The organism is Pseudomonas sp. 14P_5.3_Bac1 (assembly GCF_025466135.1).
Lineage (GTDB): Bacteria > Pseudomonadota > Gammaproteobacteria > Pseudomonadales > Pseudomonadaceae > Aquipseudomonas.
On the sequence record NZ_JANLOF010000038.1, the window covers coordinates 126,499 to 149,596 of the forward strand.

Annotated in this window: 23 protein-coding genes and 1 pseudogene; 18 read left to right on the plus strand and 6 right to left on the minus strand. The window is 61.1% G+C overall.

The window, feature by feature from the left end:
* The first annotated feature begins 76 nt into the window (after positions 1-76).
* From coaBC to argB, 4 genes and pseudogenes are all read left to right on the plus strand, one after another.
* The gene (gene coaBC / locus NTD89_RS09265; RefSeq protein WP_262207222.1) at positions 77-1,285 is read left to right on the plus strand and encodes a bifunctional phosphopantothenoylcysteine decarboxylase/phosphopantothenate--cysteine ligase CoaBC; all 1,209 of its coding nucleotides are present in this window, start codon (positions 77-79) and stop codon (positions 1,283-1,285) included.
* Between the two features lie 5 nt (positions 1,286-1,290).
* On the plus strand, positions 1,291-1,746 hold the full coding sequence (gene dut, locus NTD89_RS09270; RefSeq protein WP_262207224.1) for a dUTP diphosphatase: 456 nt from the start codon (positions 1,291-1,293) through the stop codon (positions 1,744-1,746).
* A gap of 240 nt (positions 1,747-1,986) precedes the next feature.
* Positions 1,987-3,408 (plus strand): annotated as a pseudogene (locus NTD89_RS09275) (phosphomannomutase/phosphoglucomutase); the annotation flags it as partial.
* 19 nt (positions 3,409-3,427) lie between these two features.
* Positions 3,428-4,333 carry an acetylglutamate kinase gene (gene argB, locus NTD89_RS09280; RefSeq protein ID WP_017735763.1) on the plus strand — a complete coding sequence of 302 codons (906 nt, stop codon included), beginning with the start codon at positions 3,428-3,430 and terminating at the stop codon, positions 4,331-4,333.
* Positions 4,334-4,519: 186 nt separating this feature from the next.
* On the opposite strand, the gene pyrE is transcribed toward argB, so the two are convergent.
* On the minus strand, positions 4,520-5,164 hold the full coding sequence (gene pyrE / locus NTD89_RS09285; protein ID WP_262207226.1) for an orotate phosphoribosyltransferase: 645 nt from the start codon (positions 5,162-5,164) through the stop codon (positions 4,520-4,522).
* 82 nt (positions 5,165-5,246) lie between these two features.
* Here pyrE and NTD89_RS09290 point away from each other — a divergent pair, with 82 nt between their 5' ends.
* Positions 5,247-6,026, plus strand: a complete 780-nt coding sequence (locus tag NTD89_RS09290; RefSeq protein WP_003195493.1) for an exodeoxyribonuclease III — start codon at positions 5,247-5,249, stop codon at positions 6,024-6,026.
* Between the two features lie 58 nt (positions 6,027-6,084).
* On the opposite strand, the gene NTD89_RS09295 is transcribed toward NTD89_RS09290, so the two are convergent.
* A complete protein-coding gene (locus NTD89_RS09295; protein ID WP_145158149.1) occupies positions 6,085-6,453 on the minus strand; it encodes a DUF4870 domain-containing protein in 369 nt (122 codons plus the stop codon).
* A gap of 22 nt (positions 6,454-6,475) precedes the next feature.
* Positions 6,476-7,198: a ribonuclease PH gene (gene rph, locus NTD89_RS09300; protein ID WP_106575860.1), complete on the minus strand. Its 723-nt coding sequence runs from the start codon at positions 7,196-7,198 to the stop codon at positions 6,476-6,478.
* A gap of 217 nt (positions 7,199-7,415) precedes the next feature.
* On the opposite strand from rph, the gene NTD89_RS09305 reads away from it, so the two are divergent.
* From NTD89_RS09305 to NTD89_RS09335, 7 genes are all read left to right on the plus strand, one after another.
* Positions 7,416-8,279 carry a YicC/YloC family endoribonuclease gene (locus tag NTD89_RS09305; protein WP_242199573.1) on the plus strand — a complete coding sequence of 288 codons (864 nt, stop codon included), beginning with the start codon at positions 7,416-7,418 and terminating at the stop codon, positions 8,277-8,279.
* Positions 8,280-8,289: 10 nt separating this feature from the next.
* Entirely contained in the window at positions 8,290-8,910 is a 621-nt protein-coding gene (gmk, locus tag NTD89_RS09310) for a guanylate kinase (protein ID WP_106575862.1), read from the plus strand.
* A 166-nt stretch (positions 8,911-9,076) separates the two neighbouring features.
* Positions 9,077-9,340 (plus strand): DNA-directed RNA polymerase subunit omega, encoded by a 264-nt coding sequence (gene rpoZ / locus NTD89_RS09315; protein WP_003176920.1) that lies wholly within the window; start codon positions 9,077-9,079, stop codon positions 9,338-9,340.
* A 60-nt stretch (positions 9,341-9,400) separates the two neighbouring features.
* Positions 9,401-11,506 (plus strand): bifunctional GTP diphosphokinase/guanosine-3',5'-bis pyrophosphate 3'-pyrophosphohydrolase, encoded by a 2,106-nt coding sequence (gene spoT / locus NTD89_RS09320; protein WP_083356111.1) that lies wholly within the window; start codon positions 9,401-9,403, stop codon positions 11,504-11,506.
* A 24-nt stretch (positions 11,507-11,530) separates the two neighbouring features.
* Positions 11,531-11,911, plus strand: a complete 381-nt coding sequence (locus NTD89_RS09325; protein WP_003176922.1) for a RidA family protein — start codon at positions 11,531-11,533, stop codon at positions 11,909-11,911.
* Positions 11,912-11,967: 56 nt separating this feature from the next.
* Positions 11,968-12,711 (plus strand): hypothetical protein, encoded by a 744-nt coding sequence (locus tag NTD89_RS09330; protein WP_145158154.1) that lies wholly within the window; start codon positions 11,968-11,970, stop codon positions 12,709-12,711.
* Positions 12,712-12,788: 77 nt separating this feature from the next.
* Positions 12,789-13,526: a hypothetical protein gene (locus NTD89_RS09335; protein WP_262207232.1), complete on the plus strand. Its 738-nt coding sequence runs from the start codon at positions 12,789-12,791 to the stop codon at positions 13,524-13,526.
* Positions 13,527-13,559: 33 nt separating this feature from the next.
* On the opposite strand, the gene NTD89_RS09340 is transcribed toward NTD89_RS09335, so the two are convergent.
* Positions 13,560-14,417, minus strand: a complete 858-nt coding sequence (locus NTD89_RS09340; RefSeq protein WP_242199568.1) for an SDR family oxidoreductase — start codon at positions 14,415-14,417, stop codon at positions 13,560-13,562.
* Between the two features lie 189 nt (positions 14,418-14,606).
* Here NTD89_RS09340 and exbB point away from each other — a divergent pair, with 189 nt between their 5' ends.
* The 6 genes from exbB to NTD89_RS09370 all read left to right on the plus strand — a co-directional run bounded on the left by exbB (position 14,607) and on the right by NTD89_RS09370 (position 21,494).
* A complete protein-coding gene (gene exbB, locus NTD89_RS09345; protein WP_119737214.1) occupies positions 14,607-15,587 on the plus strand; it encodes a tonB-system energizer ExbB in 981 nt (326 codons plus the stop codon).
* A gap of 6 nt (positions 15,588-15,593) precedes the next feature.
* A complete protein-coding gene (gene exbD / locus NTD89_RS09350; protein WP_003195519.1) occupies positions 15,594-16,019 on the plus strand; it encodes a TonB system transport protein ExbD in 426 nt (141 codons plus the stop codon).
* Complete coding sequence (locus NTD89_RS09355; RefSeq protein ID WP_262207234.1) at positions 16,016-16,765, plus strand: energy transducer TonB; 750 nt, start codon at positions 16,016-16,018, stop codon at positions 16,763-16,765. Before exbD ends, NTD89_RS09355 begins: the two co-directional genes overlap by 4 nt.
* 246 nt (positions 16,766-17,011) lie before the next feature.
* Positions 17,012-17,932, plus strand: a complete 921-nt coding sequence (locus tag NTD89_RS09360; RefSeq protein WP_015886540.1) for a hydrogen peroxide-inducible genes activator — start codon at positions 17,012-17,014, stop codon at positions 17,930-17,932.
* Between the two features lie 8 nt (positions 17,933-17,940).
* Positions 17,941-20,016, plus strand: a complete 2,076-nt coding sequence (gene recG, locus NTD89_RS09365) for an ATP-dependent DNA helicase RecG (protein WP_262207237.1) — start codon at positions 17,941-17,943, stop codon at positions 20,014-20,016.
* A 77-nt stretch (positions 20,017-20,093) separates the two neighbouring features.
* A complete protein-coding gene (locus tag NTD89_RS09370; protein WP_119737208.1) occupies positions 20,094-21,494 on the plus strand; it encodes an aminoacyl-tRNA deacylase and HDOD domain-containing protein in 1,401 nt (466 codons plus the stop codon).
* Positions 21,495-21,625: 131 nt separating this feature from the next.
* On the opposite strand, the gene NTD89_RS09375 is transcribed toward NTD89_RS09370, so the two are convergent.
* Positions 21,626-22,000 carry a helicase gene (locus NTD89_RS09375; protein WP_106575870.1) on the minus strand — a complete coding sequence of 125 codons (375 nt, stop codon included), beginning with the start codon at positions 21,998-22,000 and terminating at the stop codon, positions 21,626-21,628.
* A 124-nt stretch (positions 22,001-22,124) separates the two neighbouring features.
* On the minus strand, positions 22,125-23,048 hold the full coding sequence (tagQ, locus tag NTD89_RS09380; protein WP_106575871.1) for a type VI secretion system-associated lipoprotein TagQ: 924 nt from the start codon (positions 23,046-23,048) through the stop codon (positions 22,125-22,127).
* Positions 23,049-23,098: the final 50 nt, after the last annotated feature.

Here is a 23,098-nt window from a genome sequence, read left to right on the forward strand (position 1 = left end):
TGCGTGCGATTTCTCCTGGGGAGGGGGCATCGCAGGCGTCACTGAACTGGCATCACTGAACTGGAAAGGCAAACCAATGCAGCGTCTGTATCGGAAACGCATCGTTCTCGGCGTCGGCGGCGGCATTGCCGCCTACAAGAGCGCAGAGCTGGTTCGCAGGCTTCTGGACCAGGGCGCCGAAGTGCGCGTAGTCATGACCCGCGGCGGCAGCGAGTTCATCACCCCGCTGACCATGCAAGCCTTGTCCGGCCACCCGGTTCATCTGGACCTGCTGGACCCGGCGGCCGAAGCCGCGATGGGCCATATCGAGCTGGCCAAATGGGCCGATCTGGTACTGATCGCCCCGGCCACCGCCGACTTGATCGCCCGCCTGGCCCAAGGCATCGCCGATGACCTGCTGACCACCCTGGTGCTGGCCACCGACGCCACCGTCGCCATCGCCCCGGCCATGAACCAGGCCATGTGGCGCGACTCGGCGACCCAGGCCAACACCCAGCTCCTGCAAAGCCGAGGCCTCAAGGTGTTCGGCCCGGCGTCCGGCAGCCAGGCCTGCGGCGACGTCGGCATGGGCCGCATGCTCGAAGCCACCGACCTGGCGCTGTGCGCCGCCGAGTGTTTCCAGCACCTGGCCCTCACCGGCAAACACGTGCTGATCACCGCCGGCCCGACTCAGGAAAACATCGACCCGGTGCGCTACATCACCAACCATAGCTCAGGAAAAATGGGCTTTGCCTTGGCCGAAGCGGCGGTTGAGGCAGGCGCACGTGTCACCTTGATCACCGGCCCGGTGCACTTGCCGACGCCTGATCGGGTCACGCGAATCGACGTAGTCAGCGCCCGGGACATGCTGGCGGCCTGCGAGGCAGCCATTCCCTGCGACCTGTTTATCGCCTCGGCGGCGGTTGCAGACTACCGCCCGGAAGTCGTAGCCCCGCAAAAGCTTAAGAAAGACCCTACAAGCGGCGACGGCCTGCTCCTGCAAATGGTGCGCAACCCCGACATTCTGGCAACCATCGCCACGCGTGCGGACCGCCCTTTCAGCGTCGGCTTTGCCGCCGAAACCGAGCACCTGCTGGACTACGCGGCACGCAAATTGAAAGACAAAAACCTCGACCTGATCGTTGCCAATGATGTCGCCAACCCGAGCATCGGCTTCAACAGCGAGGAAAATGCCATCAGCGTGATCGACCGCGAGTTGCACGCCACCGTTTTCGCCCAGACCAGCAAAGGCAAGATTGCCCGCCAACTGATCTCATTTATCGCCCAACGGCTGAACCAGGTTTAATTGACATGCACGCTTTGCAAACCAAGATTCTCGACCCACGCATCGGCAACGAATTCCCACTGCCGGCCTACGCCACCCCAGGCTCCGCCGGGTTGGACCTGCGCGCCATGCTCAAGCAAGACACTGTTCTTGAACCCGGCCAGACCCTCCTGATCCCTACCGGCCTGTCGATTTACGTTGGCGACCCCGGCCTGGCGGCATTGATCCTGCCGCGCTCCGGCCTGGGCCACAAACACGGCATCGTGCTGGGCAACCTGGTCGGCCTGATCGACTCCGACTACCAGGGCGAGTTGATGGTGTCGTGCTGGAACCGCGGCCAGACCGCCTTCAACATTGCTGTTGGCGAGCGTATCGCGCAACTGGTGCTGGTGCCGGTGGTGCAGGCGCACTTCGAACTGGTTCAGGAGTTCGATGAGACTCAACGCGGCGCAGGCGGTTTTGGGCATTCCGGCAGCCACTGACTAAGCTGAATCAGGCCGGACGCTTTTGTCCGGCCCGATGCCACCGCAAGGCTTTTCAGGACGAAGAATGCGCGGAATTAATCAGCGAGATTTCATCATTGAAATCAACACATTACGCAGCCATAAGCACGGAGTGCCAGCTCCGATGGCACTTTTGCACCACGAACTCTCTGCCGAAAACGCCGTCATACCCTTCAGTTTGAGCCTGCCGGTCAGCCACTTTAAGGCCAGCTTTGCCCCCTTCAGATGGAGTTTCCCCCCGCGATGAGTACCGCAGCCCGAGTAGCCCCGACATTTCCCGACAGCATCTTTCGCGCCTATGACATTCGTGGCGTCGTGCCCAAGACCCTGACCGCCGAAACCGCCTATTGGATCGGCCGTGCCATCGGCTCCCAAAGCCTGGCCCAGGGCGAACCCAATGTATCGGTAGGCCGCGATGGCCGCTTGTCCGGCCCGGAGCTGGTGGAGCAACTGATCCAGGGCCTGGCCGACAGCGGCTGCCACGTCAGCGATGTGGGCCTGGTACCGACCCCTGCGCTGTACTACGCAGCCAACGTACTGGCTGGCAAGTCCGGCGTTATGCTCACCGGCAGCCATAATCCGTCGGACTACAACGGTTTCAAGATCGTCATCGCCGGCGACACCCTCGCCAACGAACAGATTCAAGCGCTGCACGAGCGCTTGAAGACCAACGATCTGACCACCGGCACCGGCAGCATCACCAAAGTCGATATTCTTCAACGCTACTCTGACCAGATCACGGGCGACGTCAAACTCGCCCGCCGCCTGAAAGTGGTAGTGGACTGCGGCAACGGCGCGGCCGGCGTGATTGCCCCGCAACTGCTCGAAGCCCTGAACTGCGAAGTGATTCCGTTGTTCTGCGACGTTGACGGCAACTTCCCTAACCACCACCCGGACCCGGGCAAGCCTGAAAACCTGGTGGACCTGATCGCCAAGGTCAAGGAAACCGGCGCCGACGTGGGCCTGGCCTTCGACGGTGACGGCGACCGCGTCGGCGTGGTGACCAACACCGGCGAGAACGTGTTCGCCGACCGCCTGCTGATGCTGTTTGCCCGTGATGTGGTGGCCCGTAACCCCAACGCCGAAATCATCTTCGACGTGAAGTGCACCCGCCGCCTCACCCCACTGATCAAGGAATACGGCGGTCGCCCACTAATGTGGAAGACCGGCCACTCGTTGATCAAAAAGAAAATGAAGGAAACCGGCGCGCTGTTGGCCGGCGAAATGAGCGGCCACGTGTTCTTCAAAGAGCGCTGGTTCGGGTTCGACGACGGCATTTACAGCGCCGCCCGTCTGCTGGAGATCCTCAGCAAGGAAAAATCCACGGCGCAGGAGCTGTTTCAGACCTTCCCGAATGATATTTCTACGCCAGAGATCAATATCCATGTGACCGAGGAGAGCAAATTCAGCATCATTGACGCACTGCACGATGCGCAATGGGGTGAAGGCGCCAACCTGACCACCATTGATGGTGTGCGAGTCGATTACGCCAAAGGCTGGGGCCTGGTTCGCGCGTCCAACACCACACCGGTGCTGGTCCTGCGTTTCGAGGCGGATACCGAGGCTGAGTTGCAGCGCATCAAGGACGTGTTCCACGCCCAGTTGAAACGTGTTGCCCCTGATCTCCAATTACCGTTCTGATTTTTTACCGGAGCCCTGAATGACCCTCGAACGCGAAGCCGCTGCCAATACTGCCAAGGTCCTGTCCGAAGCGTTGCCTTACATTCGACGCTACGTCGGCAAGACGCTGGTGATCAAGTACGGCGGCAATGCCATGGAAAGCGAAGAGCTGAAAACCGGCTTTGCCCGCGACATCGTGTTGATGAAAGCTGTCGGGATCAACCCGGTGGTGGTGCACGGTGGCGGCCCGCAAATCGGCGACCTGCTCAAGCGCTTGTCGATCGAGAGTCACTTCATTGATGGCATGCGCGTTACAGACGCGCAGACCATGGACGTGGTGGAGATGGTCCTCGGTGGCCAGGTCAACAAAGACATCGTCAACCTGATCAACCGTCATGGCGGCAGCGCCATTGGCCTGACCGGCAAGGACGCGGAGCTGATCCGCGCGAAAAAACTGACCGTTACCCGTCAGACACCGGAGATGACCCAGCCGGAAATCATCGACATCGGCCAGGTAGGTGAAGTGATCGGCATCAACACCGACCTGCTGAACCTGCTGGTCAAAGGCGACTTCATCCCGGTGATCGCGCCAATCGGCGTGGGCGCCAACGGTGAGTCCTACAATATCAACGCCGACCTGGTAGCCGGTAAAGTGGCCGAAGCGCTGAAGGCTGAGAAGCTGATGCTGCTGACCAACATTGCCGGCCTGATGGACAAGGAAGGCAAGGTGCTGACGGGCTTGACCACCCAGCAGGTGGACGAGTTGATCGCCGACGGCACCATCTACGGCGGCATGCTGCCGAAGATCCGTTGCGCGCTGGAAGCCGTGCAAGGCGGCGTCGGCAGCTCGCTGATCCTGGATGGCCGCGTGCCAAATGCAATCCTGCTGGAAATCTTCACCGATACCGGTGTGGGCACGCTGATCAGTAATCGCAAGCGTCCTTAAGCACTAGAAACAAAAAGGCCCCGCTCAATCGAATTGAGCGGGGCCTTTTTGTTTGCAGGATTTGAAAACACTGCAGATCAAAATGTGGGAGGGGGCTTGCCCCCGATAGCAGTGGATCAGTGCTGAATCAATCAACTGATACACCGCTATCGGGAGCAAGCCCCCTCTCACACAGAGAAATCAGTGTCAGACACCAAATTGCTCGCGATAAGCCTTAACGGCCGGCAAATGCTGCTTGAGCTGCGGATCGTCTTCCAGGAACTGCAACACCTGGTTCAGCGACACAATGCTCACCACCGGAATGCCGAAATCACGTTCAACTTCCTGAATGGCCGACAACTCACCGTTGCCGCGCTCCTGACGGTTCAACGCGATCAGCACGCCCGCGGCCTTGGCGCCATCTTGGGACGCGATGATCTGCATCACTTCACGGATGGCGGTACCGGCGGTGATCACGTCGTCGATGATCAGCACGTCGCCCTTGAGCGGAGACCCAACCAGGCTACCGCCTTCGCCATGTGCCTTGGCCTCTTTGCGGTTGAAGCACCACGGCAGATCCAGCCCGTGATGCTCAGCCAACGCCACGGCAGTCGCGGCCGCCAGCGGGATGCCCTTGTAGGCTGGGCCAAACAAAACGTCGAAGGAAATGCCGCTTTCAACGATGGCTGCCGCGTAGAAACGACCCAGCTGAGCCAGGGCCGAACCCGAGTTGAACAAGCCTGCATTGAAGAAGTACGGGCTGGTGCGCCCGGACTTCAGAGTGAACTCACCGAAGCGCAAAACGCCGCGATCGATGGCAAAACGAATGAAATCGCGTTGATACGCCTGCATGAAAAAAGCCTCAGATACCACGGATTTAGCTAATTAGGTAGACGGCGTGTATCATACACGCACGCGATTTTTGGGGCCATTTATGCGGATCATCAGTGTGAACGTCAATGGTATTCAGGCTGCAGTCGAGCGTGGTTTGCTCAGTTGGCTGCAAGCACAGAATGCCGACGTCATCTGCCTGCAGGACACCCGCGCCTCCGCCTTTGAACTGGACGACCCAGCCTTCCAACTGGATGGCTACTTCCTTTATGCCTGCGATGCCGAAGTGCCCACCCAAGGTGGCGTGGCTTTGTACTCGCGGTTGCAACCCAAGGCGGTCATCAGCGGCCTCGGCTTCGAGACAGCCGACCGCTACGGGCGCTACCTGCAAGCCGATTTCGACAAGGTCAGCATCGCGACCTTGCTGCTCCCTTCGGGGCAGAACGGCGATGAAGACTTGAACCAGAAGTTCAAGCTAATGGACGATTTCGCCCGTTATCTGGATAAACAGCGACGCAAACGTCGCGAGTACATTTACTGTGGCTCGCTGTACGTGGCGCAACAGAAGCTGGATATCAAGAACTGGCGCGACAGCCAGCAATCCCCGGGCTTCCTGGCGCCGGAACGTGCCTGGATGGACGAGATTGTCGGCAACATGGGCTATGTTGACGCCCTGCGCGAAGTCAGCCGCGAAGGCGACCAGTACAGCTGGTGGCCGGATAACGAACAGGCCGAGATGCTTAACCTGGGCTGGCGTTTCGACTATCAGTTGCTGACCCCGGGGCTTCGCCGCTTTGTTCGCAGCGCACGCCTGCCGCGTCAGCCACGCTTCTCGCAGCACGCGCCGCTGATCGTGGACTACGACTGGACATTGACCATCTAAGGTCTTTTTCCAGGCACAAAAAAACCGACATCGCTGTCGGTTTTTTTGTGGGCGCTCACTATTTGACCAATCGCCAGGTAAAGGGATAGCGATAGGCAATCCCCTTGCTGGCTTTGATTGCGCCGATGATCGTCAGCACCACCGTGGCGATTGCCAGGGCAGTCATCAGGAAAAAACCAATCACCGCAAAAGCCAGCACGATGCAAACCAGCCAGGCAATGGCCACGGTGATCTGGAAGTTCAAGGCCTCCTTGCCCTGATCATCAATGAATGGGTCCACTTCCTTCTTCATCTGCCACAGGATCAGCGGCCCGACGACACTGCCGAAGGGAAACACAAACCCCAGGAACGCCGCGAGGTGACACAACATCGCGCCCTGACGCACTTCGTAAGGAGGCGTGGGCACAGGCAGTTGGTGGTCACTCATGGCGTTGCTCCTTGCGGCCGTTTCAGTCAGCCAGTGCGGCGTTCTGCAGTTCGAAGATTTCGGTCATGCCTTTCTGGGCCAGGGCCAGCATGGCGTTCAGGTCGGCCGGCTGGAATGGCGCGCCTTCGGCGGTGCCCTGCACTTCGATGAAACCACCGCTGCTGGTCATTACCACGTTCAGGTCGGTCTCGGCAGCCGAGTCTTCCAGGTAGTCCAGATCGAGGACCGGCTCGCCCTGGTACATGCCCACCGATACGGCAGCGATCATCTGCTTGAGCGGGTCGCCGGCTTTCAGGCCGCCACGCTTCTTGATCACTTTCAGCGCATCAACCAAGGCCACCATGGCGCCGGTGATGGAGGCAGTGCGGGTGCCGCCGTCGGCCTGGATCACGTCGCAATCGACGTACAGGGTCACGTCGCCCAGCTTGGACATGTCCAGCGCTGCGCGCAGCGAACGGCCGATCAGGCGCTGGATTTCCAGGGTGCGGCCGCCTTGCTTGCCACGGCTGGCTTCACGCTGGTTACGCTCGCCGGTGGCGCGCGGCAGCATGCCGTATTCGGCGGTCAACCAACCCTGACCCTGGCCCTTGAGGAAGCGCGGCACGCCGTTTTCGACGCTGACGGTGCAGATCACCTTGGTATCGCCAAACTCGACCAGTACAGATCCCTCGGCGTGTTTGGTGTAGTTGCGGGTGATGCGGATCGAGCGGAGCTGATCGGCAGCGCGACCACTTGGACGTTTCATAGGGGATACCTGTACGGAGGACGAAAAACTGCCGAGCATTATAGAGCCGCCAGCCGATTCGGGGCACTTCTAAAAAATTCGGTTACGAATGGCGGGCCTGGCGCCCATTGTTTGGGCGCGTTCGCCTCACTGCGCTACAATCCTGCGCCTTCGCAGCCTGTCGGCTTCAATTTACCCATCAGCCCGTATTTGCGGGACTGCATCGCGAGGTACCTCCATGGTGCACAGCATGACCGCCTTCGCCCGCGTCGAAAAAGCCGGCGCCCAAGGCACCCTGAGCTGGGAACTGCGCTCGGTCAACAGCCGTTACCTGGAGCCGCACCTGCGTCTGCCGGAATCCTTCCGCGACCTCGAAGGCGCCGTGCGTGAAGCGCTGCGCCAGGGCATTTCCCGCGGCAAGCTGGAATGCACCCTGCGTTTTACCGAAGAAACCACCGGCAAGCCGCTGCAGATCGACCGCGACCGCGCCGCGCAACTGGTCGCCGCCGCTGAAACCATCGCCGGCCTGATCAAGCAACCCGCCGCGCTGAACCCGCTGGAAGTGCTGGCCTGGCCCGGCGTACTGGTGGCCGACGCCACCGACCCGCAGGCCCTCAATGCCGAAGCCCTCGCCCTGTTCAACCAGGGTTTGCAGGAGCTCAAGGCCGGCCGCGAGCGTGAGGGCGCCGAACTGGCGCGCCTGATCAGCGAGCGCCTGAGCGCGATCGAGGAAGACGTGGTCACCCTGCGCGAGTTGGTGCCGCAGATGCTCGCCACCCAGCGCCAGAAGGTTCTGGACCGTTTCACCGACATGAAGGCCGACCTCGACCCGACGCGCCTGGAGCAGGAAATGGTGCTGCTGGCGCAGAAAAGTGACGTGGCCGAAGAGCTCGACCGCCTGAGCACCCACATCCTCGAAGTGCGCCGCGTGCTCAAGTCTGCCGGCGCCGCTGGTCGGCGCCTGGACTTCCTGATGCAGGAACTCAACCGCGAAGCCAATACACTGGGCTCCAAAGCGTTTGATCCGCGCAGCACACAAGCTGCGGTCAACCTCAAAGTGTTGATCGAGCAGATGCGCGAACAAGTACAGAATATTGAGTAAGGCAACTTCCATGACCCACAGCACCGGCACCCTTTACATCATTTCCGCCCCTTCGGGCGCGGGCAAGAGCAGCCTGGTCAAGGCTTTGACCGACGCTGACGAGCAGATCCGCATCTCGGTCTCGCACACCACCCGCGCCATGCGCCCGGGCGAAGTGAACGGCGTGCACTACCACTTCGTCGAGCGCACCGAGTTCGTCAAGATGATCGAGCACGGCGACTTCCTGGAGCGTGCCGAAGTGTTCGGCAACCTCTACGGCACCTCGCAAAGCCACCTGCAGCAGACTCTGGACGAAGGCCACGACCTGATCCTGGAAATCGACTGGCAGGGTGCCGAGCAAGTGCGCCAGCTGATGCCGAAGGCGCGTTCGATCTTTATCCTGCCGCCGTCGCTCGAAGCCTTGCACCAGCGCCTGACCAACCGTGGCCAGGACAGTGACGAGATCATCGAAGGCCGCATGCGTGAAGCCGTCAGCGAAATGAGCCACTACGTCGACTACGACTACCTGATCATCAATGACGATTTCGCCAGCGCCCTGGACGATTTGAAGGCGATTTTCCGCGCCAATCAGCTCCAGCAAAAACGCCAACAGCAGCGTTTCGGCAAATTACTCGCCGAACTGCTCGGCTGATTGGCCCTTCCCAAAACCGCTGCAAGAGCTTTACATTGGCACTTGTAGCCGTTTTGCGAGGCCGCGGGAAAATCAGCGCTTCCCTAAACGCTGGTGATTTTTTAAACTGTTCAGTCCGCTCGCCCAACCGGGCAGCGCGCATCTTGCATTCGCTCCGAGGAATACCATGGCCCGCGTAACCGTTGAAGACTGCCTAGAACACGTGGATAACCGCTTTGAGCTGGTCATGCTCTCTACCAAGCGTGCCCGTCAACTGGCCACTGGCGGCAAAGAGCCCCTGGTCCAGTGGGAAAACGACAAGCCTACCGTTGTAGCCCTGCGTGAAATCGCTGAAGGCCTGATGAGCTATGAGTTCATCGCCAACGCTGAAATCGTTGAAGACGAACCGCTGTTTGCAGCGTTCGAGGACGAGTCCAACGAGGCCGTCTAAGCCTATGCCTGGTCGACGTAGCACGGCGCGGGGTCACAGCCAACGGCAGGAGTTAACACTTTGCCGAGCATAGACGCCCTCGCCGATCGCTTATCGACCTACCTCGGCCCAGACCAGGTCAACCTGGTCCGCCGAGCGTATTTCTACGCCGAACAAGCCCACGACGGCCAACGCCGCCGCAGTGGTGAGGCGTATGTCACGCATCCTCTTGCCGTGGCCAATATTCTTGCCGACATGCACATGGACCATCAGAGCCTGATGGCGGCGATGCTGCATGACGTGATCGAAGACACCGGCATCGCCAAGGAAGCGCTCAGTGCGCAATTTGGCGAAACCGTGGCCGAACTGGTCGATGGGGTCAGCAAACTGACCCAGATGAACTTCGAAACCAAGGCCGAAGCCCAGGCGGAAAACTTCCAGAAGATGGCCATGGCCATGGCCCGAGACATTCGGGTCATCCTGGTGAAGCTGGCCGACCGGCTGCACAACATGCGCACGCTGGAAGTGCTGTCCGGCGAAAAGCGCCGGCGCATCGCCAAGGAAACCCTGGAAATCTATGCGCCCATCGCCAACCGGCTGGGCATGCATGCCATCCGCATCGAATTCGAAGACCTCGGCTTCAAGGCCATGCACCCGATGCGCTCTGCGCGCATCTATCAGGCGGTCAAGCGCGCCCGGGGCAACCGCAAGGAAATCGTCAACAAGATCGAAGAGTCGCTGAGCCATTGCCTGGCGATCGACGAGATTGAAGGCGAAGTCAGCGGCCGGCAGAAACACATCTACGGCATCTACAAAAAAATGCGCGGCAAGCGTCGGGCCTTCAACGAGATCATGGACGTGTACGCGTTCCGGATCATCGTCGACAAGGTCGATACCTGCTACCGCGTGCTGGGCGCTGTACATAATTTGTACAAACCCCTGCCAGGCCGCTTCAAGGATTACATCGCCATTCCCAAGGCCAACGGCTATCAGTCGCTGCATACCACGCTGTTCGGTATGCACGGAGTGCCGATCGAGATCCAGATCCGTACGCGGGAAATGGAAGAGATGGCCAACAACGGCATCGCCGCGCATTGGCTGTACAAGTCCAGCGGCGACGAGCAGCCGAAAGGCACGCATGCCCGCGCCCGCCAGTGGGTCAAAGGCGTGCTGGAAATGCAGCAACGTGCCGGCAACTCCCTGGAATTTATCGAAAGCGTGAAGATCGACCTGTTCCCGGACGAGGTCTACGTGTTCACGCCCAAAGGCCGGATCATGGAGCTGCCCAAAGGCTCCACGGCGGTCGACTTTGCCTACGCGGTACACACCGACGTGGGCAACAGCTGCATTGCCTGCCGGATCAACCGTCGTCTCGCGCCGCTGTCCGAGCCGCTGCAAAGCGGCTCCACGGTCGAGATCGTCAGCGCACCCGGCGCGCGCCCGAACCCGGCCTGGCTTAACTTCGTGGTCACCGGCAAGGCACGCACACACATCCGCCACGCCCTAAAACTGCAACGCCGCTCCGAGTCCATCAGCCTTGGCGAACGCCTGCTGAACAAGGTGCTCAATGGTTTCGACAGCGCCCTGGAGAAGATCCCGGCCGAGCGCGTGCAAGCGATGCTCCACGAGTATCGCCAGGAAACCATCGAAGACCTGCTGGAAGACATCGGCCTGGGCAACCGCATGGCGTATGTGGTCGCCCGGCGCCTGCTCGGCGAAGGCGAACAGCTGCCAAGCCCCGAAGGCCCGCTGGCGATTCGCGGCACGGAAGGCCTGGTGCTCAGCTACGCCAAGTGCTGCACGCCGATCCCGGGCGACCCGATTGTCGGCCACTTGTCGGCTGGTAAAGGCATGGTCGTGCACCTGGACAACTGCCGCAATATCACTGAAATCCGCCACAACCCCGAGAAATGCATCCAGCTCTCGTGGGCCAAGGACGTCACCGGCGAATTCAACGTCGAACTGCGCGTTGAGCTGGAGCATCAGCGCGGCCTGATCGCCCTGCTGGCCAGCAGCGTCAATGCGGCCGACGGCAATATCGAGAAAATCAGCATGGATGAGCGCGATGGCCGCATCAGCGTGGTCCAGCTGGTGGTCAGCGTGCACGACCGCGTGCACCTGGCCCGCGTGATCAAGAAACTGCGCGCCCTGACCGGGGTGATTCGTATCACCCGCATGCGCGCATAGCCGATCTCTTACAAGGAGTCACTCATGACCAAGACTGTTATCACCAGCGACAAAGCCCCTGCTGCCATTGGCACTTACTCCCAGGCGATCAAGGCGGGCAACACTGTCTACATGTCCGGCCAGATTCCACTGGACCCAAAGACCATGGAGCTGGTTGAAGGCTTTGAAGCACAAACCGTCCAGGTCTTCGAAAACCTCAAGTCGGTGGCTGAAGCCGCTGGTGGTTCGTTCAAAGACATCGTCAAGCTGAACATCTTCCTCACTGACCTGAGCCACTTCGCCAAGGTCAACGAGATCATGGGCAAGTACTTCGAACAGCCGTACCCAGCCCGCGCCGCTATCGGCGTTGCCGCCCTGCCAAAGGGCGCACAGGTTGAGATGGACGCGATTCTGGTCATCGAGTAAAACACCCGGCGCAGCCTCCACAGGCTGCGCCGACTTCGTTTCAGAAGGATTTCGTGATGCGCAAAGCGCTTGTAGCCTCTTCGTTGCTCGCCTTGTTGCTCGGCGGCTGCGCCAGCAACCCCGCCGATCTGGATGTGAGCGGCACCTGGATCAACCAGGCCGCCATCAACGCGGCAGCCAAGGGCGGCCCTTTGCGTGAAGCACTGCAAACCTATGGTCCGAACCTCGAATGGGAGGTCAACACCAAGGCTTCGCAGGCGCGTTACTACAACGGTTTTGAAGTCGCCGAAGGCAAGCTGCTCGGTGAAAAACCCGGCGCCTGGAGCGTCGATTTCTACGGCAGCTCCGCCACCGAACTCAAGCGCAAAGGCAAACAACTGCTGCAAGTGGCCAACGACAATGAGCCTGAGCAGCTGTTCGCCCGTGCCAATGACCCAGCCCCCGAAGGCGCGCCACTGGGCGCCAACTTCGAGCGCGCCCTGTATGCCGCCTATATGGGTGGCGACTGGAAGATCACCGACGGGAACGGCGACGGCGCCACGGTGCAGTTCCAGGCTGACGGCAAAGTCGCCGGTTTGCCCGGTGTCGATCGGTACTCGCTGTGCCTGGCGGGTGACTGCGCCTCAATGAGCGGCGGCTACGATAGTATCTGGCTGCAACTCAACGGCCAGGGCAACCCGTGGATCTTCGCGCGCAAGGGCAAGCAGCTGGAAATCTTCCAGGCCGTGAACACTGCGCAGGCGGATGAAGTGCCTTCGTTTACGCCGGGGCCACGGCAGTGGTTGTTGGAAAAACAGTGATACAGAACAAAGGAGCCCACGGGCTCCTTTTTCTTTAGTCTGCGCCATGGTTTTTTCACCAGCAGACGGGCCACTCCATGCACACGCTACTCCTCATCAGCCTGATCCTGCTGGGCGGCTGCACGCAGATACAGCAGCAAACCGCGGACATCAGCGGGCTATGGATCAACCAGGCCGCCATCGATACCGCCGCCCCTGGGCGGCCGCTGCTTAAAGCCCTGGACGCCAACGGCATGAACCTGGAATGGAACATCGACACCCGTACCGGCAAAGCGCAATTGAGCACTGCGTTCGAGGTGGGTGAAGGCCAGCTGCTGCCGAAGGCGCCTGGCATTTGGTCGGTGGATTACGACGGCCATGGCAGCGACGAATTGCAATTGAACGGCGAGCAACTGGTCCAACAGACCAGCAAGATTCACGCAGGCCAAACGTTTAGCCGCCCCATCCAACCCGCTGCCGCAGGTGCCAAGTGGGGCACCACGTTCAGGCAAGCCCTGAACTCAGCCTACATGGGCGGTCAGTGGAAAATTATTGAAGGCCAAGGCACAGGCAACCTTGTGAGGTTCAGCGCCGATGGCGGCGTGTCCGGCCTGGGCAATAATGACCGCTACGAACTGTGCCTAGGAGGCGATTGCGCCACTCAAGGTGCCGGCAATGACGTCGTCTATCTGAGCAAAGGCGCTGTCGGCGACGACTGGATTTTCGTGCGCTACGGCAAACAGTTGGAAATTCTGCAGGCGATCAACCTTTCCCAGCCAGACGAAATCCCCCAGCTCAGCCCAGGGCCACGCCAATGGCTGCTGGAAAAGCAGTAACAAAAAAGGAGCCTCACGGCTCCTTTTTCACATCTAGCACTTACCTTCAAGGATCGCCGCGTACCCTTCGCGATAAGTCGGGTAGGTCGGCACCCAGCCCAACGCCTTGGCTCGGGCATTGCTGCATCGCTTGCTGCCGGCGCGGCGCACACTGGCGTCGTCAGCCCATTCGGTCACGCCCAGGTAGTCGCGCAACCAACCCACCACTTCTGCCAAGGGCGCGGGCGCATCGTCAACGCCGATGTAGATGCTATCCAGCGAACCGCCCTGCTCCACATGTCGCAGCAGGAAGGCCAGCAATCCGGCAGCGTCATCCGCGTGAATCCGGTTGCCATATAAAGGGGGATCAACCGCCACGCGATAGCCTTGGCGCACTTGGGTCAGCAGCCATTCACGGCCGGGCCCATAGATACCGGTCAACCGCACAATGCTCGCAGGAATACCGCTATTGAGCGCCACTTGCTCAGCTTCCAGCATGATCTGGCCGGAATACCCTTTCGCTTGAGTGTCGGACGTTTCGTCGACCCACTCACCCTTCTGCTGGCCGTACACACTGCTGCTCGACACAAACAGCAAATGCTTGGGCTCCTGGCCGTAGTCGTTCAGCCACTCCAACACATGCTGCAACCCTTGCACATACGCCGCGCGATAGCCGGCCTCATCGTGGTCGGTGGCAGCGGCGCAATACACCAGGTAATCCACTGCGCCGATTGGCCAAGTGTCAGGGCAATCCTTTTTGAACAGGTCACCGGCGATGCCGATGACACCCTCTGGAAGGCGTGAAATATCACGTCGCAGGCCATGAACCTCCCATTCCGAGGCCAGCAATTGGCTAGCCAGCCGACTACCCACATCGCCGCAACCGGCAATCACAACAGAAGGCGCAGACATCACAGAACTCCATTCTTAAAGGCGCAGATTAGCCGCCGAAGATGACCAGCGGCCAGCAAAAGGACAAATTAAGTAACTGTATTACTTTTGTTAACAAGAATTACTTGCAATAATAACCGCCCATTTGTCCTCGACCCATCAGGGTCTGGCAGGACGATCACTCATTTTTTTCTCTCAGGTCCGGCCAGCATGACACGTAATACAAACCCCGCTTCGCCAACCAAGCCTCTCAGCCCATCTCGCGCCTGGCGTGCGATTGCTGCGCTGCTGTTCAGCGTTCTGCTGGCACCGACCGCCGCATTCGCTGACGCGACCGCCCCAGCCACTCCGGCCGCGGCCCAGCAGAATGCAGCCACGCCGCCAGCCCCTGCCGCAGCACCTGTGGCCACCGACCCGGCCCAGGCCGCAGCCCCTGCGCCTGCCGACGACTCCGGTGTTGTACTGGAAGAAGACAACAGCCTGGGCATGGCCCATGACCTGTCCCCGTGGGGCATGTACCAGAACGCTGACGTGGTGGTAAAAGCCGTCATGATCGGCCTGGCCATCGCCTCGATCATTACCTGGACCATCTGGATCGCCAAGGGCTTCGAGCTGCTGGGCGCCAAGCGTCGTCTGCGCACTGAAATCGTCCACCTGAAAAAAGCCACCACCCTCAAGGAAGCCAGCGACACCGCTACCAAGAAGGGCACCCTGGCCAACCTGCTGGTCCACGACGCGCTGGAAGAAATGCGCCTGTCGGTCAACACCCGCGAAAAAGAAGGCATCAAGGAACGCGTCAGCTTCCGCCTCGAGCGCTTGGTGGCGGCCTGCGGTCGTAACATGAGCAGCGGCACCGGCGTGCTGGCCACTATCGGTTCCACCGCACCGTTCGTCGGTCTGTTCGGTACCGTGTGGGGCATCATGAACAGCTTCATCGGCATCGCCAAAACCCAGACCACCAACCTCGCCGTCGTTGCCCCAGGCATCGCCGAAGCCCTGCTGGCAACCGCATTGGGCCTGGTTGCCGCAATTCCTGCGGTGGTGATCTACAACGTCTTCGCCCGTTCGATTGCCGGCTACAAGGCTCAGGTATCGGACGCGTCGGCAGAAGTCCTGCTGCTGGTCAGCCGCGACCTCGATCACGCCCCTACCGAGCGCAGCTCGCAACCGCACATGGTGAAAGTGGGGTAATCGGCCATGGGCCTGCATTTGAATCAAGGCGACGATGAACTCGTCGAGAACCACGAAATCAACGTCACGCCGTTTATTGACGTGATGCTGGTGCTGCTGATCATCTTCATGGTGGCGGCACCGTTGGCCACCGTGGACATCAAGGTCGATCTGCCCGCCTCCAGCGCCAAGCCTGCGCCGCGTCCGGAGAAGCCGATCTTCCTCAGCGTCAAGGCGGACCAACGCCTGTTCCTGGGCGAAGAAGAAGTCAAAGCTGAAACCCTGGGCCCGGTGCTCGACGCCAAGACCCAAGGCAAGAAAGACACGACGATCTTCTTCCAGGCCGACAAGGGCGTGGACTACGGCGACCTGATGAGCGTGATGGATGCCCTGCGGGCAGCCGGCTACCTCAAGGTAGGCCTGGTCGGACTTGAGACGGCAGCCAAGAAATGATCACGACGCGCCACAAACTGACGCGTTATGGCACCAGCCTCGCCGTCGTGCTGGGCGTGCATGCCGTCGCGATCATCATCGCGCTTCAATGGTCCGCGCCGCATCCGGTGACGCTGCCACCGGCGGCCATGGTCATCGACCTGGCGCCGATGCCGGCACCACCGCCTCCCGCGCCGCCAAAGGTGGTCACGCCGCCACAGCCGCCAGCTCCAGTGGAAGAGCCGCCTTTGCCGAAACTGGCCGAGGCGCCCAAGCCAACGATCCAGGTGCCCAAGCCGGTCAAGCCCAAGCCCAAACCCCAGCCGCCCAAGCCTGTGGAGAAAAAGCCCGAGCCGCCCAAGGAGAAGCCTTCCGAAGAGCCGCCGAGCGAAACCCCACCGACCAATGCGCCGGCTGAAAAATCCGCTCAACCCGTGCCCGGCCCGTCGCCAGCCCAGGTAGCAGCAAAAGCGTCCTGGGAAGGCACCCTGCTGGCGCACTTGCAGAAGTACAAGAAATACCCGCCAGGCGCTCAACAGCGTGGCAAGGAAGGGCTTAACCGCCTGCGCTTCGTGGTCGATGCCGAAGGCAATGTGCTGTCCTACGAGTTGGTGGGCCGCTCCGGCAACGCCGACCTGGACCGCGCGACCCTGGACATGATTCGTCGTGCCCAGCCATTGCCCAAGCCACCGGCCGACATGTTGAAAGGCGGCAGCGTCGAGATCGTCGCGCCGTTTGTTTACAACATCGAGAAGCGTCGCCGCTAAGGATTGCGAAGCGGGCCCATGTGGGAGCGGGCTTGCTCGCGAAAGCGCAGTGTCAGTCGAGACATTCGTCACTGACACCGCACATTCGCGAGCCAGTGCGCTCCCACATTTTGCTTGTTGCCGCTAAAAATCCATTTTTCAGTTAAATCCGAGCTACTCCCCGCTCAATCCCCAGCAAAGTTCTGATAACGTGCGTCTATCGATTGCAGCCGGTATGCTTGGCTCGCAACCTCATGGACGCCCGCTATGACTCTTACAGAATTACGCTACATCGTGACCCTCGCCCAAGAGCAGCACTTCGGCCACGCGGCCGAGCGTTGCCATGTCAGCCAGCCGACGCTGTCGGTGGGTGTGAAAAAGCTTGAAGACGAACTCGGTGTGCTGATTTTCGAGCGCAGCAAGAGCGCCGTACGCCTCACGCCAGTGGGCGAAGGCATTGTCGCCCAGGCCCAAAAGGTGCTGGAACAAGCCCAAAGCATTCGCGAGCTGGCCCAAGCCGGCAAGAACCAGCTGACTGCGCCGCTGAAAGTCGGCGCCATCTATACCGTTGGCCCGTACCTGTTCCCGCATTTGATTCCGCAACTGCACCGCGTCGCGCCGCAGATGCCGCTGTATATCGAAGAAAATTTCACCCACGTGCTGCGCGACAAACTGCGCAACGGCGAGCTGGACGCGATCATCATCGCCCTGCCGTTCAACGAAGCGGACGTGTTGACCTTGCCGCTCTACGACGAGCCGTTCTACGTGTTGATGCCGGCCTCCCACCCGTGGACGCAAAAAGACACCATCGACGCCGGCCTGCTCAACGACAAGAGCCTGTTGCTGCTCGGCGAAGGCCACTGCTTCCGCGACCAGGTACTCGAAGCCTGCCCGACCCTGACCAAGGGCAACGACGGCGCCAAGCACACCACTGTGGAATCCAGCTCGCTGGAAACCATCCGCCACATGGTCGCGTCCGGCCTGGGTATTTCGATCTTGCCGCTCTCAGCAGTGGACAGTCATCACTACGCCCCCGGCGTGATCGAAGTGCGCCCACTCACGCCGCCGGTGCCATTCCGCACCGTGGCGATCGCCTGGCGCGCCAGCTTCCCACGCCCGAAAGCCATTGAGATCCTCGCCGACTCGATCCGTCTGTGCTCGGTGGCCAAGCCGCCTGCTGCGAGCTAAGCCAGGGTATGACTGAGCTGTCGCACGTGTCGGTCACCGCACTCAAGGGTGTCGGTGAAGCCATGGCCGAGAAGTTGGCCAAGGTCGGCCTGGAGAACCTCCAGGACGTGCTGTTCCACTTGCCCCTGCGCTATCAGGACCGCACGCGCGTCGTGCCCATCGGCCATTTGCGCCCGGGGCAGGACGCGGTGGTCGAAGGCACCGTCAGTGGCGCGGATGTGGTGATGGGCAAGCGCCGCAGCCTGGTCGTACGCCTGCAGGACGGCACCGGTGGCCTCAGCCTGCGCTTCTACCATTTCAGCAACGCCCAGAAGGAAGGCCTCAAGCGCGGCACCCGCGTGCGTTGCTACGGCGAGGCACGGCCTGGCGCGTCGGGCCTGGAAATTTACCACCCCGAATACCGCGCCATTACCGGCGACGAACCGCCGCCGGTGGATACCACCCTCACGCCGATCTACCCGCTGACCGAAGGCCTGACCCAACAACGCCTGCGCCAACTGTGCATGCAGACCTTGACCATGCTCGGCCCCAAAAGCCTGCCTGACTGGCTGCCGGTGGAACTGGCCCGCGATTACCAACTGGCGCCGCTGGACGATGCCATCCGCTATCTGCACCACCCGCCCGCCGATGCCGATGTCGACGAGCTGGCCCTGGGTCATCACTGGGCGCAACATCGCCTGGCCTTTGAAGAGCTGCTGACTCACCAGCTGTCCCAGCAGCGCCTGCGCGAAAGCATGCGCTCCCTGCGCGCGCCAGCAATGCCCAAGGCCACGCGCCTGCCTGCGCAATACCTGGCGAACCTGGGCTTTGCGCCCACCGGGGCCCAGCAACGGGTTGGCAATGAAATCGCCTACGACCTCTGTCAGAAAGAACCGATGCTGCGCCTGATCCAGGGTGACGTGGGCGCTGGCAAAACCGTGGTCGCCGCCCTCGCCGCCTTGCAGGCACTGGAAGCCGGTTACCAAGTGGCGCTGATGGCGCCCACCGAGATTCTCGCCGAACAGCACTTCATCACCTTCAAGCGCTGGCTCGAGCCGCTGGGCCTGGAAGTGGCGTGGCTGGCCGGCAAACTCAAGGGCAAGGTGCGCGCGGCCGCGCTTGAACAGATCGCCAATGGCGCACCGATGGTGGTGGGTACCCATGCGCTGTTCCAGGACGAAGTGAAATTCAAGAACCTCGCGCTGGTGATCATCGACGAACAGCACCGCTTCGGCGTGCAGCAGCGCTTGGCCCTGCGCCAAAAAGGCGTGGGCGGGCGCATGAGTCCGCACCAGTTGATCATGACCGCAACACCGATCCCACGCACCTTGGCCATGAGCGCCTACGCCGACCTCGACACCTCGATCCTCGACGAACTGCCGCCCGGCCGTACCCCGGTCAACACCGTGCTGGTCACCGACACCCGCCGCGTGGAAGTGATCGAGCGCGTGCGCGGTGCCTGCGCCGAAGGCCGGCAGGCTTACTGGGTGTGCACGCTGATCGAAGAGTCCGAGGAGCTGACCTGCCAGGCCGCCGAAACCACCTATGAAGACCTCACCAGTGCCCTGGGCGAACTCAAGGTCGGGCTGATCCACGGCCGCATGAAGCCTGCGGAAAAAGCTGCGGTGATGGCCGAGTTCAAAGCGGGCAACCTGCAATTGCTGGTGGCCACCACGGTGATCGAAGTGGGTGTGGACGTGCCCAACGCCAGCTTGATGATCATCGAAAACCCCGAGCGCCTGGGCCTGGCCCAATTGCACCAATTACGCGGCCGCGTCGGCCGGGGCAGCGCCGCCAGCCATTGCGTGCTGCTCTACCATCCACCGTTGTCACAGATCGGTCGTCAGCGCCTGGGCATCATGCGCGAAACCAACGACGGCTTTGTCATCGCCGAAAAAGACCTCGAGCTGCGCGGCCCCGGTGAAATGCTTGGCACCCGTCAGACCGGCCTGCTGCAATTCAAGGTCGCCGACCTGATGCGCGACGCTGACCTGCTACCCGCCGTGCGTGATGCGGCGCAAGCGCTGCTCGAACGCTGGCCGGATCACGTCAGCCCGTTGCTCGATCGTTGGCTACGGCATGGGCAGCAATACGGCCAAGTGTGACGCCTGACTCACTTATCCAACCAACAGTTGTATCAAGCTGGTTATACTTCGGTGACTGTAAGAAATTGGATCAGGCCATGTCAGAAGTAGCCCTCGCCACAGCCCCACTGACCGCCCCGCCGGTCATTCGGGCTCTGCTCGCAAAGCTCGCCATTCCTTATACGGAAGTCGCCGAACAGGCTGGCCTGAATCCCGCGCAAAAGGTCCAGGCGGTCTTGCTGGAAGATGCCGTTGGCGCCCTCATGGTGCTGTTCCCGCAGAGCCAGTTGCTCGACCTCAACCGACTCGCCGAACTCACCGGCCGCCGCCTTACCGCGGTGTCGCCGGATCGCATCGAGCGCATGTTGGCCAAGCATGAGTTGAGCCTGCTGCCAGGCCTGCCGGCCCTGACCAGTTCGCCCTGCCTGTACGAAGGCAGCCTGCTGAGCGAACCGAGCCTGCTGGTGCATTCAGGCGAAGCCGGGCTGCTGCTGGAAATCGCCAGCAGCGACTTCAAGACGATGCTCACCAAAGCCAGCGCCGGGCAGTTCGGCGAGCCGTTGAGCAACATTCGCCCGAACCTCGACCGCCCCAATGATGACCGCGAGGAAATCACTCAGGCGATGCAGGCGTTCACCGCCCGCCGTATCCAGCAACGCCTGGAAGCGACCATCGAGATTCCACCGCTGGCCGATACCGCGCAGAAGATCATCAAGCTGCGCGTCGACCCCAACGCCACCATCGATGACATCACTGGCGTAGTGGAAACCGACCCGGCCCTGGCCGCCCAAGTGGTGAGCTGGGCCGCGTCGCCGTACTACGCCTCGCCAGGCAAAATTCGTTCAGTTGAAGACGCCATCGTGCGCGTGCTGGGCTTTGATCTGGTGATCAACCTGGCGTTGGGCCTGGCCCTGGGTAAAACCTTGAGCCTGCCCAAAGACCACCCGCATCAGTCCACGCCGTACTGGCACCAGTCAATCTACACCGCCGCCGTGATCGAAGGCCTGACCCGCGCCATGCCACGCGCCCAGCGCCCGGAAGCCGGCCTGACCTACCTCGCCGGCCTGCTGCATAACTTCGGTTATCTGCTGCTGGCCCACGTGTTTCCGCCGCACTTCTCGCTGATCTGCCGTCACTTGGAGGTCAACCCGCACCTGTGCCACAGCTATGTCGAGCAACACTTGCTGGGCATCAGCCGCGAGCAGATCGGTGCCTGGCTGATGCGCTACTGGGACATGCCGGACGAACTGTCCACCGCCCTGCGCTTCCAGCACGACCCCACCTACGACGGGCAATATGCCGAATACCCGAACCTGGTGTGCCTGGCGGTGCGCTTGTTGCGCAGCCGTGGCATTGGCTCCGGGCCGGATGAGGCGATTCCGGATGCACTGCTTGAGCGTTTGGGCTTGAGCCGTGACAAGGCTGAGGAAGTGGTCGGCAAAGTACTGGATGCCGAGGTACTGTTGCGTGAGCTGGCATCGCAGTTCAGCCAGGGTTAACTGCTTCGCCTGAAAAACCGCTATCGCCGGCAAGCCAGCTCCCACATTCGACCGAGTTCCACCTTTGGAATGCAGTCATATATGGGAGCTGGCTTGCCGGCGATGAACTCAACTCGGTCGAACTGAAAGACTTACTTCTTTTTCTTCGGCTTCAAATACTTGGTCAGCCCCTGGAACCAGATCACCAGCGCCGGATTGCCCTTGATCTGTATCGACTTGTCCTGAATCCCCGTCATGAACGCCAGTTGCTTGTTCTTCGCCTGCATCGTGGCGAAGCCGTAGGCGGCATCTTTGAAGGCGATAGCAAACGCAGGCTGCGGGTGGACCCCTGAGCGGCTGGTGATGCGCTGGTCTTTAACGATGAAGTGACGGGCAACTTTGCCGTCGAGGGTCTGCAACTGGAACGCCAGGTCTTTGTCACCCAGCTGTTGCTGGAAAGCAGGATTGGTGCGGCTGGCTTTGCCCATCATCAGGCCAAGCACCCACAGCAGAAGACGAAATTTCATGCACACGGCCTCGGTATCATTATTAAGTGGCCGAAGCAGTGTAACGATTTGTTAGAAGAACGCCACCGATCTCGCGCTTTAGCGGGAGATCGGCTGGCGTTTAACGCTTATAGCAACATGTTACTTAAACGTTAGGGCAAGGCACCGGCGCCCAGTCGGCCAGGTTTGGATCGCGGCAAGTGCCTTCGATCTGCGCTTTACCGGCGCTGGCGACCTGCTTGCTTTCAGCTTGCTTGGTCTGCGCGGTCTGGATGGTTTTTTCGGTGGCGACCGCTTCTTTCGGCACGGTCGGCAGCGCTGCCTTTTTCGCCGGCTTGACGGCTTTTTTGCCTTTGGCCGGCGTCACCACCGGCGTGGTATCAGCGGTGGCCACGGTCACTACGTCGGCACGCTGCACACCCACTTGTTGCAGGTCTTGCTCGTACGCCTGGGTGTAGTTGTTCAGGTCTTCGCTGGCTTTGCCGTTGACCGCGACGATCAGGTCATTGGACTCCTTGAGGCCGGAAACGATTTCCGCCAGGCGCTTGCGGCCTTCGGTGTCGTTGACGGTCTTGGCTTTACGATCAGCCACCAGCTTGGTGAATGCGCTCTGGTAGCACTGCTGGGACGCCTTGGCGTATGCGGTGCTGCGATCGATGTCCGAGGCGCTTTTGTTGACGTCAGCCGCGTAGGACGCAATGCGCTGGTTGTCATCGCTGATCTGCTTCTGACGCTCGGTGTAGTAACCCGCCGCGCCACCCGCCAGGGCGCCGCCCGCGGCACCGATGGCGGCGTTACGGCCGCGCTTGTCGGAGTCGCCGGTCAGCGCGCCCAGCAGAGCACCGCCGGCAGCGCCGATGGCCGCACCGGTAACAACCGACTTGGTCATGTCCGAGTCGGTCGCGCGCAGGTGCTGCACTGGCTCGTAGCAGTTCGGGTAGTACTCGACCTTGGTGCTCGACGCGACCTTGGACGCCGGCGACGTGGCGCAGCCAGTCAACACGGTGCTGAAACCAGCCGCGATCAGCAGCAAGTGACGCTTGGAAACCGCCTTACGGGAAAAAAGCATAGGTGTGTTCTCTGTTAAGTTTGACTTGCCCAGCACGGCCCACCGCCGCC

Coding starts and splice junctions, on each gene's coding strand:
- coaBC (WP_262207222.1), top strand. CDS start 77: ATGCAGCGTCTGTATCGGAAACGCATCGTTCTCGGCGTCGGCGGCGGC.
- dut (WP_262207224.1), top strand. CDS start 1,291: ATGCACGCTTTGCAAACCAAGATTCTCGACCCACGCATCGGCAACGAA.
- argB (WP_017735763.1), top strand. CDS start 3,428: ATGACCCTCGAACGCGAAGCCGCTGCCAATACTGCCAAGGTCCTGTCC.
- pyrE (WP_262207226.1), bottom strand. CDS start 5,164: ATGCAGGCGTATCAACGCGATTTCATTCGTTTTGCCATCGATCGCGGC.
- NTD89_RS09290 (WP_003195493.1), top strand. CDS start 5,247: ATGCGGATCATCAGTGTGAACGTCAATGGTATTCAGGCTGCAGTCGAG.
- NTD89_RS09295 (WP_145158149.1), bottom strand. CDS start 6,453: ATGAGTGACCACCAACTGCCTGTGCCCACGCCTCCTTACGAAGTGCGT.
- rph (WP_106575860.1), bottom strand. CDS start 7,198: ATGAAACGTCCAAGTGGTCGCGCTGCCGATCAGCTCCGCTCGATCCGC.
- NTD89_RS09305 (WP_242199573.1), top strand. CDS start 7,416: ATGGTGCACAGCATGACCGCCTTCGCCCGCGTCGAAAAAGCCGGCGCC.
- gmk (WP_106575862.1), top strand. CDS start 8,290: ATGACCCACAGCACCGGCACCCTTTACATCATTTCCGCCCCTTCGGGC.
- rpoZ (WP_003176920.1), top strand. CDS start 9,077: ATGGCCCGCGTAACCGTTGAAGACTGCCTAGAACACGTGGATAACCGC.
- NTD89_RS09325 (WP_003176922.1), top strand. CDS start 11,531: ATGACCAAGACTGTTATCACCAGCGACAAAGCCCCTGCTGCCATTGGC.
- NTD89_RS09330 (WP_145158154.1), top strand. CDS start 11,968: ATGCGCAAAGCGCTTGTAGCCTCTTCGTTGCTCGCCTTGTTGCTCGGC.
- NTD89_RS09335 (WP_262207232.1), top strand. CDS start 12,789: ATGCACACGCTACTCCTCATCAGCCTGATCCTGCTGGGCGGCTGCACG.
- NTD89_RS09340 (WP_242199568.1), bottom strand. CDS start 14,417: ATGTCTGCGCCTTCTGTTGTGATTGCCGGTTGCGGCGATGTGGGTAGT.
- exbB (WP_119737214.1), top strand. CDS start 14,607: ATGACACGTAATACAAACCCCGCTTCGCCAACCAAGCCTCTCAGCCCA.
- exbD (WP_003195519.1), top strand. CDS start 15,594: ATGGGCCTGCATTTGAATCAAGGCGACGATGAACTCGTCGAGAACCAC.
- NTD89_RS09355 (WP_262207234.1), top strand. CDS start 16,016: ATGATCACGACGCGCCACAAACTGACGCGTTATGGCACCAGCCTCGCC.
- NTD89_RS09360 (WP_015886540.1), top strand. CDS start 17,012: ATGACTCTTACAGAATTACGCTACATCGTGACCCTCGCCCAAGAGCAG.
- recG (WP_262207237.1), top strand. CDS start 17,941: ATGACTGAGCTGTCGCACGTGTCGGTCACCGCACTCAAGGGTGTCGGT.
- NTD89_RS09370 (WP_119737208.1), top strand. CDS start 20,094: ATGTCAGAAGTAGCCCTCGCCACAGCCCCACTGACCGCCCCGCCGGTC.
- NTD89_RS09375 (WP_106575870.1), bottom strand. CDS start 22,000: ATGAAATTTCGTCTTCTGCTGTGGGTGCTTGGCCTGATGATGGGCAAA.
- tagQ (WP_106575871.1), bottom strand. CDS start 23,048: ATGCTTTTTTCCCGTAAGGCGGTTTCCAAGCGTCACTTGCTGCTGATC.